Annotated in this window: 10 protein-coding genes; 2 read left to right on the forward strand and 8 right to left on the reverse strand. The window is 32.3% G+C overall.

Translation table 11 applies throughout. The annotated features are described in order from the left end of the window. Positions 1-6: 6 nt before the first annotated feature. The 8 genes from hisH to fabG all read right to left on the reverse strand — a co-directional run bounded on the left by hisH (position 7) and on the right by fabG (position 8991). Positions 7-588 carry an imidazole glycerol phosphate synthase subunit HisH gene (hisH, locus tag HRU50_RS13825; protein ID WP_296351690.1) on the reverse strand — a complete coding sequence of 194 codons (582 nt, stop codon included), beginning with the start codon at positions 586-588 and terminating at the stop codon, positions 7-9. Further along, entirely contained in the window at positions 588-1721 is a 1134-nt protein-coding gene (gene hisB / locus HRU50_RS13830) for a bifunctional histidinol-phosphatase/imidazoleglycerol-phosphate dehydratase HisB (protein ID WP_296351691.1), read from the reverse strand. Before hisB ends, hisH begins: the two co-directional genes overlap by 1 nt. Further along, complete coding sequence (hisC, locus tag HRU50_RS13835; protein WP_296351692.1) at positions 1721-2758, reverse strand: histidinol-phosphate transaminase; 1038 nt, start codon at positions 2756-2758, stop codon at positions 1721-1723. Before hisC ends, hisB begins: the two co-directional genes overlap by 1 nt. A 43-nt stretch (positions 2759-2801) precedes the next feature. Next, a complete protein-coding gene (hisD, locus tag HRU50_RS13840) occupies positions 2802-4085 on the reverse strand; it encodes a histidinol dehydrogenase (protein WP_296351693.1) in 1284 nt (427 codons plus the stop codon). 105 nt (positions 4086-4190) lie between these two features. Next, positions 4191-5048 (reverse strand): ATP phosphoribosyltransferase, encoded by an 858-nt coding sequence (hisG, locus tag HRU50_RS13845; protein ID WP_296351694.1) that lies wholly within the window; start codon positions 5046-5048, stop codon positions 4191-4193. A gap of 258 nt (positions 5049-5306) precedes the next feature. After that, positions 5307-6119: a prohibitin family protein gene (locus HRU50_RS13850; RefSeq protein ID WP_296351695.1), complete on the reverse strand. Its 813-nt coding sequence runs from the start codon at positions 6117-6119 to the stop codon at positions 5307-5309. Positions 6120-6129: 10 nt separating this feature from the next. After that, on the reverse strand, positions 6130-8163 hold the full coding sequence (locus HRU50_RS13855; RefSeq protein ID WP_296351696.1) for a VWA domain-containing protein: 2034 nt from the start codon (positions 8161-8163) through the stop codon (positions 6130-6132). Positions 8164-8244: 81 nt separating this feature from the next. Beyond that, the gene (gene fabG / locus HRU50_RS13860; protein ID WP_296351697.1) at positions 8245-8991 is read right to left on the reverse strand and encodes a 3-oxoacyl-[acyl-carrier-protein] reductase; all 747 of its coding nucleotides are present in this window, start codon (positions 8989-8991) and stop codon (positions 8245-8247) included. A 250-nt stretch (positions 8992-9241) separates the two neighbouring features. Between fabG and HRU50_RS13865 the strand changes: the two genes are divergently transcribed. Next, complete coding sequence (locus HRU50_RS13865; protein ID WP_296351698.1) at positions 9242-9868, forward strand: ATP-binding cassette domain-containing protein; 627 nt, start codon at positions 9242-9244, stop codon at positions 9866-9868. Beyond that, a partial coding sequence (locus HRU50_RS13870) for an ABC transporter permease (protein ID WP_296351699.1) occupies positions 9865-10775 on the forward strand: 911 nt, incomplete at its 3' end. The genes HRU50_RS13865 and HRU50_RS13870, both read left to right, overlap by 4 nt.

The raw sequence follows: 10775 nt of genomic DNA on the forward strand, positions 1-10775 counted from the left end.
TTTCGATTATAAGTTTATAAAATTCTTTAGTAATTGCTCGCCTATTAATCCAGATTTCTCTGGGTGAAATTGAACACCGTAGAAGTTCTCTTTTTGTAACGCTGATGCATATTCTATTTTATAATCAGTTGTCGCAATAGCTTCCGGGCAAATCTCTGCATAATAGCTATGAACAAGATACATATAGTCACCTTCATTTATATTCTCAAACAACTCAGACTTTAAGTTTTTGATAACGTTCCATCCCATTTGTGGCACCTTAACATCGTTTTTAAATTTTTTGACATCAACATCAAAAATGCCTAAACCTTGGGTATTTCCTTCTTCTGAATGATTACACATTAATTGCATTCCTAAACAAATACCAAGTACAGGCTGTGTTAATTGTGGTATTACCTTATCTAATCCTGAATCTTTAAGTTTCTTCATTGCCGAACTTGCTTCGCCCACACCAGGAAAAATAACTTTTTCAGCACTTATTATGTCTTCAGGATTACTTGAAAGAATAGCATCTATACCAAGACGTTGAAAAGCAAATTGTATGCTTTTTATATTACCAGCACCGTAATCTATAATTTTTAAATCCATTAAAGCATTCCTTTTGTTGATGGTAAAATCATCTTCTCTACATCTTGTTTTACTGCCATTTTTATTGCTTTTGCAAAAGCTTTAAATATGGCTTCAATTTTATGATGTTCATTAGTACCTTCAGCTTTAATATTAAGATTGCACTTAGCGCCATCAGTAAAAGATTTAAAGAAATGCATAAACATTTCAGTAGGCATTTTACCAATCATTTCACGGTTAAAATCTGTTTCCCAAACCAACCAATTTCTACCACCAAAATCAATAGCAACTTGAGCTAAACAATCATCCATTGGTAGACAAAAACCATATCTCTCAATACCTAATTTATTCCCTAACGTTTGGGCAAAAACTTCGCCCAAAGCAATTGCAGTATCTTCAATAGTGTGATGTTCATCAACATCAAGATCACCATTAACTGTAATATTAAGATCTATTTGGCCATGTCGAGCAATTTGATCTAGCATATGGTCAAAAAATGCAATACCAGTATCGATATTACTTTTTCCTGTGCCATCTAAATTAAGGTCTATTTTAATTTTTGTTTCATTTGTGTTTCGCTCAATAGAACCAACTCGCTCAGTAGCTTTTAAGAATTTGTAAATTGCTTCCCAATCGTTAGATTCTAAGGCAATATAAGATTGTAATTCAGAATTACTAATAGTAACTTCATCAGTTCCTAAATTAGTATTGTCATTAATAAAAATGCCCTTAGAACCTAAATTTTTAGCCAATTCTATATCTGTTAATCTATCACCTATGACGAAAGAGTTTTGTAAGTCATAATCTTCTGTAAAATACTTGGTCAAAAGTCCTGTGTTTGGTTTTCGTGTTGGCGCATTATCTTTTGCAAAAGTTCTATCAATAAACTGTTCTTTGAAAACCACACCTTGTTGTTCAAAAGTTTTAATTACAAAATTGTGAACCGGCCAAAAGGTGTCTTCGGGATACACTTCTGTTCCTAGACCATCTTGATTAGTAATCATAACAACTTCGAAATTGAGTTCGTTAGCTATCTTACTTAAATATTGAAATACTTTTGGGTAAAACTCTAACTTTTCAAACGAGTCTATTTGTTCGTCGGTTGGTTCTTTTATGAGTGTTCCATCTCGATCTATGAATAGTACTGGTTTCATTATAGTTTCCGCAATGTGTTAATTAATATTTTATTCTCTTCTTTTGTTCCGACTGTAAATCGTAAACAATTCTCGCAAAGTGTTTGTGTTGTTCTATTTCTTACAACAATACCGTTTGCAATAAGTTGATTGTATCTCAAATTAGCATCATCAACTTTAGTTAACAAAAAATTAGCATCTGATGGATATACCTTTTGTACAAAACCAATTTTTTCCAATTCAGTCTTCAAAAATTCTCTTTCTTCTAAAATTGATTTAACCTCAGACGTTACTTCGTTAAGTCTTATCAATCTTTCTATAGCTTTCTCTTGTGTTAGTTGATTGACGTTATATGGCGGTTTTATTTTGTTTAGAATTGAAATTATATATTCCGAAGCATAACAAACGCCCATTCTAATTCCAGCAAGGCCATAGGCTTTAGACAATGTTTGCGTTACAATAAGATTAGGGAATTCATCGAGACGATTTAACCAACTTTCTGAACTTGAAAAATCTATGTAAGCTTCATCTATAACTACGATTCCATTAAATGACTGTATTAAGTTTTCAATTTTAGATGCTTCAAAGCTGTTGGCTGTAGGATTATTTGGCGAACATAAAAACAATAATTTTGAGGATATGTCTTGTGCTTCTATAATAGCATTAACATCTGGTTGAAAATCTTGTGTTAACTGAACCTCTTTCAATGCTACTGCGTTAATATTTGCCAACACACTATACATTCCATAGGTTGGCGGTAAAATGATGACTTCATCTTTATTTGGTTCGCAAAAAGCTCTAAATATTAAGTCTAAAACTTCATCACTTCCGTTACCTAAAAGGATTTGATTTTTATTAATGCCTTTTAGTTCAGATAACTTTCTCTTAACGGTTACCTGCTGTGGGTCTGGATAACGGTTAACCCCATTTTGAAATGGATTCTCATTAGCATCAATAAACACCATATTTTCTGAAACTTCTTTGTATTCATCTCTTGCAGATGAATAAGGTTTTATGGTTTTTATATTTTCTCTTAAGAGGTTTTCTATTTCTTTCATAATTAGTCTTTGTGAGATTCCTGCATACTTAGAAATGACATTTCTAATTTAAATCCTTTAATCTAATTGATACTGCATTTTTGTGTGCTTGTAAACCTTCAGCTTCTGCCATTAATTCAATAGCATTTCCAATATTTTTAAGACCTTGTTCTGTGATGCTTTGAAAAGTTATGCTTTTAGTGAAACTATCTAAATTCACACCGGAATAGGCTTTTGAAAATCCATTTGTTGGTAATGTATGATTTGTTCCAGAAGCGTAATCTCCTGCACTTTCTGGTGTATAGTTTCCTATAAAAACAGAACCTGCATTGATAATACCATTCACAAACAAATCGTTATTATTTGTGCAAACTATAAAATGCTCTGGACCATAATCATTTATAAGATCTAGTGCATTGTTATATGAATCAACTACAATAGTTCGTGAATTTTCTATGGCATTTTCAGCAATATCTTTTCGAGGTAAATCTTTAAGTTGATTCTCAACTTCAATACTGACATCATTCGCAAAATCTTTAGAAGTAGATACTAAAATCACTTGACTGTCAATACCGTGTTCTGCCTGACTTAAAAGGTCTGAAGCAACATATGAAGCATTAGCTGTTTCATCTGCCATTACTAATAATTCACTTGGTCCTGCAGGCATATCTATAGCAACACCATAGTTTGTTGCGATTTGTTTTGCTACTGTAACATATTGATTACCTGGCCCGAAGATTTTATAAACTTTTGGAATGCTTTCAGTTCCAAAAGTCATTCCAGCTACTGCCTGAATACCACCAACCTTCATAATTTTAGTAACACCACATAAATTAGCAGTATATAATATTTCATTTGCAATATTACCTTCCTTATTTGGCGGTGAGCATAAAACAATGTCTTTGCAACCTGCAATATTAGCTGGTACAGCAAGCATCAAAACCGTAGAAAATAAAGGTGCTGTTCCACCAGGAATGTATAACCCAACGCTTTGTATAGGTCTTTTTTCTTGCCAGCATTTTACGCCTTCGATTGTGTTTATCTCAACCTTATTCGTTTTTTGCGAAGCATGAAAACTTTCAATATTGGATTTAGCTAACTGAATAGCACTTTTTAATTCAGCAGAGACTTGAGATTTAGCGAACTCAATTTCTTCCCTAGTAACCTCAATTGAAACAGGCGTAACTTTATCAAATTTTGAAGTGTAAGCGTTAATTGCTTCATCACCTTGAAGTTTTACATTATCAAAAACGGTCTTTACAAGAGACTCAATATCATCTACTGTTTTTGTTGGGCGTTTTAATAACGTTTCCCATTGTGATTTATCTGGATTTATGACTATTTTCATTGTTTCGTGTCATTCCTGCGAAGGCAGGAATCTTTTTTTTATTATTTTCTTTAACATCTTTTTTGTGTAAAAGGCTTCGACTACGCTCAGCCTGACAGCTTGAAATTAAAGGACCATGTTTTCAATTGGACATACTAATATACCTTGAGCTCCTTTAGCTTTTAACTCATCAATAATTTCCCAAAACTGACTTTTATCAATTACAGAATGAACTGAACTCCAACCTTCTTGTGCGAGCGGCAAGACTGTCGGACTTTTCATTCCTGGTAATATGTTTATAATATCTTCGAGTTTGTCATTTGGTGCATTTAATAGTACATACTTTGAATTTCTTCCTTTTAAAACTGATTGAATTCTGAATTGAATACGCTGAAGAATTACCTTATTTTCCTCAGATATTTTCGGTGACACCGCTAAAACTGCTTCAGATTTAAGTAGAACTTGAATCTCTTTAAGGTTATTTTTAAATAATGTGCTACCACTTGAAACGATATCACAAATACCATCAGCTAAACCAATGTTTGGTGCTATTTCTACCGAGCCATTGATGATATGCAAGTTAGCTTCAACACCTTCTTTACTTAGGTGTTTATTTACAGTATTTGGATAAGATGTTGCTATACGTTTTCCTTCTAAATCACTAATAGAGGTTGCGTTAGACGATTTTGGCACAGCAATAGAAACTCTACATTTAGAGAAACCTAATTTCTCAGCAACAATAATATCTTCGCCTTTTTCTACTAAGATGTTTTCGCCAATAATAGCTACATCTACTACTCCATCTCTTAAATACTGAGGAATATCGCCATTACGCAGATACAATACTTCTAAAGGAAAGTTTCTAGCAGAAGCCTTTAATTGGTCTTTTCCGTTGTCTACAGAAATACCAATATCCTTTAATAGCTTCATTGAGTCTTGATTTAGACGACCGGACTTTTGAACTGCAATTTTTAATTTACTCATATTAGTTATGTTTTGTTGAAAACATCAATGAGCACATTAAAAAAAGCCCATTTGATACTTTCAAACGGGCTTTTATATATTTTAAAATTAATCAATACATACTCACCTCGCTTGAGCGATTAAATGTAAATGATGATGTAATTTATTGATATTCATTTCGTGATTTTTGCTGAACAAAGTTTTGTAAAATATTTTTATAAATCCAAATTAAATCAATTAAAAATTAATTTTTATGACTTTTTATACTTTACAGACTAATTATTGGTTCCCAAGAATAATTGGCATTCCAGATTCTCCAGAACCGATTATTACTACTTTACTATTTTCTGACTCCGCAAGTTTATTTGTTGCTTCAATGCCTTTATCTTGAAGAATTTTGTCCGTCAAAGATGCGCTCAAAATTCTATTAGCATCTGCTTTACCTTGGGCTTCAATACGCTGACGTTCTGCCTCTTTTTGTGCACTTACAAGTCTAAATTCATACTCTAGAGATTCTTGTTCTTGCTTTAACTTACGCTCAATTGCGTTTTTAATTGTTGGTGGAAGTGTAACATCCTTAATTAAAATATCATTGATTTGAATATATTGAGATTCTACGATACGCTTTGTCTCTTCAAATATTTCTTGCTGAATTGCATCTCTTTTTGTTGAATACAATTGCTCTGGTGTATAACGTCCTACTACGCTACGTGCCGCTGATCTAATTGCCGGTAGCAATACTCTGCTTAGATAGTTTTGCCCTTTTTCCTTGTGTAGTCTACTTAAATTTTTCAAATCTGGTTGGTATAACACAGATGCATCAAGTTTTATATCTAGACCATTAGAAGACAATACCGTCATTTTTTCCGGTATTTCTTGCTGTCTTACTTCGTAATCAATTACGCTATTCCAAGGAGCAACGAAATTAATTCCTTCGCCAAGTGGCGCACTATTAGGATCTACACCACCATTTAATTTGTATAAAACACCGGCATGACCAGAATCTATGGTCACTACAGATTTAGAAATTATAATTATAAAAGCTACGCCTCCGACTAAAATCGGCAACCCAATTTTTGGTAATTTTTCCATTAAATTTAGTTTAAATTAATCCGTTATATTTTCTGATAAACCACTCAGCAAAAAGGCTTAACCCAATAATACCAAGTAAGTATTTCCAATCTATCAAAGGTACGATATTTTTGGTGCTTTTTTGAGTGATTTGGTAACGTGTATCTGCTAATAATTTGTTAATTATATCAGTAGTCTGATTGTAGAAAAATGCCTTACCATTACTATTTTCAGCCAAAGTGTTTAGTTTGGTTACATCAGCGTTTAAGAATTGTTGTTCTACATTATATTCAATGACCTCAAAAGTACCTGAAGCAGACACATTCTCTTCATTATGTTTAATTGTAAAATCATAAGTTCCTGCTTCAATACCGCTTAAATCAACACTGTAATTACTGTTATTTAATAGCAATGGAACTTCCCGCAAATTATTAGTGTCTTTGTTCTTAAGAACGATTGTTAGTGCCGCAGAATCATCAAACTCGAAACTCTTATTGAAGTATTGAGCTGAAATGACGACATCTTCATTTCCATTATAAAAGGATTGATAATCAACATTCAGACGGTTTCGCTTTTTATTAGAACTTAGATATTGAATGAGTTTTCCGATAAAATTATCAAAGTCTTCAAAACTACCAGAATCTAAATATGATTGTGCTCTCCAACGCCAAATGCCTTCACCACTTAAAAGTGCGTGTTTTTTATTATCAATCTCAAAGGTAGAGAGCATAGCCTGTTTTATATCAATTCCATTAACCATTTTAGATAAAATAATCTCATTAGGTACAGAGAACTGAACATTACCAAATTCAGATTTTAGAGGTGGAAAACCTTCAAAGTTGATATTGTCAATTATAAATGTACTGTAATTTCGGTTTAAAATTGGTTGAAAGTCTTCGGTCTGATTGGTTATTTTATGTTTGAAATTGGTTTCAATAGAATTTAAGAAAGTATAGTCTGAAGTTAAACCTGTAATGATAAAAGTATTAAGGTTTTCTTTATTAATTATTTTGAATACATTATTAAACCTATCATTTGGCTGATATAAGATAACTAATTGAAAGTCATTAATTTTTTCTGAAAATTCATTTGGTTTTAAAATTGAAGCGCTTCTTTGTTCGTTGCTTTCAATAGACTTTTTGAGTGTGCCTAAATCTGGGTGCAAACTTTCAGAAACTATGGCAATATTTGTTTTCTGTTCTATGACTTCTACTCCAAAACTTTTAGAATTGTTTACAGTATTTCTTTCACCTTCTATAGGTGAGATTTCAACTCTGTACGTTTTAACTCCTACTCTATTAGCTGGCAATGCAGTAGAAATGATTTCTGAAGTTTTTGACGCATCAAATTGTAAGGATTTGCGGAATACTACATTATCGCCTGAATAAATCATTAATTCAGAATCTACAGATTCATCGCCATTATAATTTGCGATAATCTCAATAGGAAATTGGTTCTTCAAAAAAACATAACGATTAACGTTAAGCTGTTTTATACTTAGATCAGAATATTTGGTTGAATCTCCCAAGATAATAGGGTAAATTTCTTGGTTTACAGCTTTTGATGTAAAACTATAATCTGCACCAAAGGTTTGGTTTCCGTCCGAAATTAAAACAATTGGTGCAGTTTCATTTTTATAAACTTCACCAAGCTGCTTTAAAGTATTAGAAATATTAGATTGCTTTTCTGAATAACTTAAACTATCGTTTTCTGAAATATTCTTACCGAAACTAAAGGTTTTTATGATAAAACGTTCCTTTAAATCTTCATTAGATCTTAAAGACTCAATAACCGCCTCAGCATTTTCATTTTGATTTAAGTACGAAATGGATTCTGAATTATCAACTGCTAAAACCAGGTTAGGTTTTTCGTCATCATAGCTATAAGATTCAAACTTAGGATTAATGAGCAACAAGAGTATTCCTAAAATAGAAAGCGTTCTTAAGCCAGTTAATAGATATTTAAGGTTTGACTTAAGCTTAGATTTATATATATACTGAAACAGCGCTAAAAATAGCGCTGTTATTCCAGCTATGATTATGTAAATAATGGTTTCGGAACTCATTAATTTAATTTAATCTTGAGATTTTAAACTTCACTTCGACAAGCTCAGTGTGATATCTCAATTAAAATGCAGGAATGACAATTATGTCAGCATTCCACCATCTACGTTTAAGGTTTGCCCGGTAACATAAGCACTCATGTCACTTGCTAAGAATACGCATGCATTAGCAATATCTTCAGGCGTACCACCTCGTTTTAATGGAATTGCAGCTCTCCAACCTTTAACTGTTTCTTCGTCTAATTTTGCAGTCATTTCTGTCTCAATAAAACCTGGCGCAATGACATTACTTCTAATATTCCGAGAACCTAATTCTAATGCTACAGACTTAGAAAAACCAATGATTCCAGCTTTTGAAGCCGCGTAATTAGTTTGGCCAGCATTACCCTTAACACCAACAACCGAACTCATATTAATTATAGAACCTTTTCTTTGTTTTAGCATGGTGCGTTGTACTGCTTTAGTCATATTAAAAACAGACTTTAGGTTCACTTCTATAACTTTATCAAAATCTTCTTCACCCATGCGCATTAAGAGATTATCTTTTGTAATACCTGCGTTATTTACAAGTACATCTATAGCACCAAATTCTTCTAAAACATCAGCAGCTAATTTTTGAGCTTCTTCAAAACTTGCAGCATTACTTTGATAACCTTTTGCCTTTACTCCTAAAGCGTTTAATTCTGCTTCTAAAGCCTTAGCAGCATCAACTGATGAACTATATGTAAACGCCACATTTGCGCCTTGTTGTGCAAAAACTTCAGCAATACCCTTTCCTATACCTCTACTGGCACCAGTAATAATAGCTGTTTTACCTTCTAATAATTTCATTTTTATAATATGTTAGTTAGTGTCTTTCTTCGTTAAAATCAAATTCAAATATAGCAATTACTAGGTTCTTCAAAATAAAAAAACTCATAATTTAAATATAAAAAACATTGAAGTATTATGCGATTTTAGCTTAGTTGTTATTTTTAAATTCTATTTGATTTTATTAGAAATAAGGGTTGAATAAATTTTAATAAATTATTCACTTATACAGACTTAATGACAGTTATATTTGTAGTTATATTAAACCCTTATGATAAGTACAAATAATCTTAAATACTCTTATGAAGACGGAAAACAGTTTAGTTTTCCGGATATAAATTTAAAAAGTGACGAACATTTAATAATACTTGGGTCTTCTGGTATCGGGAAGACTACGCTTTTACATTTAATGTCTGGTCTATTAAAGCCAAATGAAGGCACAATAACCATAGCAAACACAGAGATTAGTTCATTAACCCAAGGTGATATAGATAAATTTAGAGGCGAACATCTAGGTATTATTTTTCAACAATACCAATTTATCAAATCATTAAGTGTCAAAGACAATCTTATTTTAAGACAAAGCTATCCTAAAAGATTTCATGACAAGAAAAGACTAATGGATTTGGCTGAACGATTAGGACTTACAGAACATTTAAATAAAAAAACAACAGCCTTAAGTCAAGGACAACAGCAACGTCTATCTATTGCCTTAGGGCTCATTCATAAACCTAAGGTTGTTTTTGCAGATGAACCAACCTCTAATTTAGATGACACCAATTGTGATAAAGTCATAGAATTACTAAAAGAAGAAGCCGAAATTAGTGGTAGCAACTTAATTATTATTACGCATGACCAACGTGTGAAATCTCATTTTAAAAACCAAGTTGTATTATGAGCATAGTATACTTAGCCTATAAGAATTTGGTCTCAAAACCATTAAATCTAGCATTAAGTTTACTATTGTTAATGCTTAGTGTCTCTCTAGTTACTTTTGTATTCCAGTTACGAGACCAATTAGACAATCAATTAGATAGAAATATTGCGCCTTTTGATATGGTTGTTGGTGCAAAAGGAAGCCCATTGCAATTGATATTATCATCTGTATTACATATTGATGCACCAACAGGAAATATAAAACTCAGTGACGTAAAACTACTTCAGAAGCACCCATTTGTAAAAGCAGCAATTCCTGTATCTTACGGTGATAATTATAATGGTTATAGAATTTTAGGTACAAAAAAAGAGTATTTACAACGCTATAATGTAGGATTATCTGAAGGTAAACTATTTGAAAAACCATTTGAAGCCGTAATTGGTTATAAAGCTGCTAGACTTCTTGGATTAAGTATTGGTGACACGTTTGTTGGTAATCATGGATTAGTAGCTTCTCAAGGACATTCTCACGATGATAAACCTTATATAGTTACTGGAATTTTAGAACAATCTGGTACTGTGGTGGATCAACTCATTGTTACAAGCTTAGAGAGTGTTTGGGACGCACATGATCACGGTGATGAGCACGACCATGATGAAGATCATCATCATGAACATGCAAATGAAGACAAAGAAATAACTTCCTTATTGGTAAAGTTTAAAAGTCCTTTAGGAATGGTACAATTACCAAGATATATTAATGAAAACACCAATGCACAAGCAGCCTTACCTGGTTTTGAAATTCAAAAATTAATGAATCTGTTGGGATCTGGTGTAAAAACAATTAATGGTATTGCTATTGCAATTTTATTGGTATCTGCATTTAGTATTTTTATTAGTCTATTGAAAACGATACGAGAACGACGAAA

Source organism: Winogradskyella sp. (genome assembly GCF_013213835.1).
Classification (GTDB): domain Bacteria; phylum Bacteroidota; class Bacteroidia; order Flavobacteriales; family Flavobacteriaceae; genus Winogradskyella.

Bases quoted from the DNA above. Each gene is read 5' to 3' on its own strand.
- hisH (WP_296351690.1), bottom strand. From the start codon at position 588: ATGGATTTAAAAATTATAGATTACGGTGCTGGTAATATAAAAAGCATA.
- hisB (WP_296351691.1), bottom strand. From the start codon at position 1,721: ATGAAACCAGTACTATTCATAGATCGAGATGGAACACTCATAAAAGAA.
- hisC (WP_296351692.1), bottom strand. From the start codon at position 2,758: ATGAAAGAAATAGAAAACCTCTTAAGAGAAAATATAAAAACCATAAAA.
- hisD (WP_296351693.1), bottom strand. From the start codon at position 4,085: ATGAAAATAGTCATAAATCCAGATAAATCACAATGGGAAACGTTATTA.
- hisG (WP_296351694.1), bottom strand. From the start codon at position 5,048: ATGAGTAAATTAAAAATTGCAGTTCAAAAGTCCGGTCGTCTAAATCAA.
- HRU50_RS13850 (WP_296351695.1), bottom strand. From the start codon at position 6,119: ATGGAAAAATTACCAAAAATTGGGTTGCCGATTTTAGTCGGAGGCGTA.
- HRU50_RS13855 (WP_296351696.1), bottom strand. From the start codon at position 8,163: ATGAGTTCCGAAACCATTATTTACATAATCATAGCTGGAATAACAGCG.
- fabG (WP_296351697.1), bottom strand. From the start codon at position 8,991: ATGAAATTATTAGAAGGTAAAACAGCTATTATTACTGGTGCCAGTAGA.
- HRU50_RS13865 (WP_296351698.1), top strand. From the start codon at position 9,242: ATGATAAGTACAAATAATCTTAAATACTCTTATGAAGACGGAAAACAG.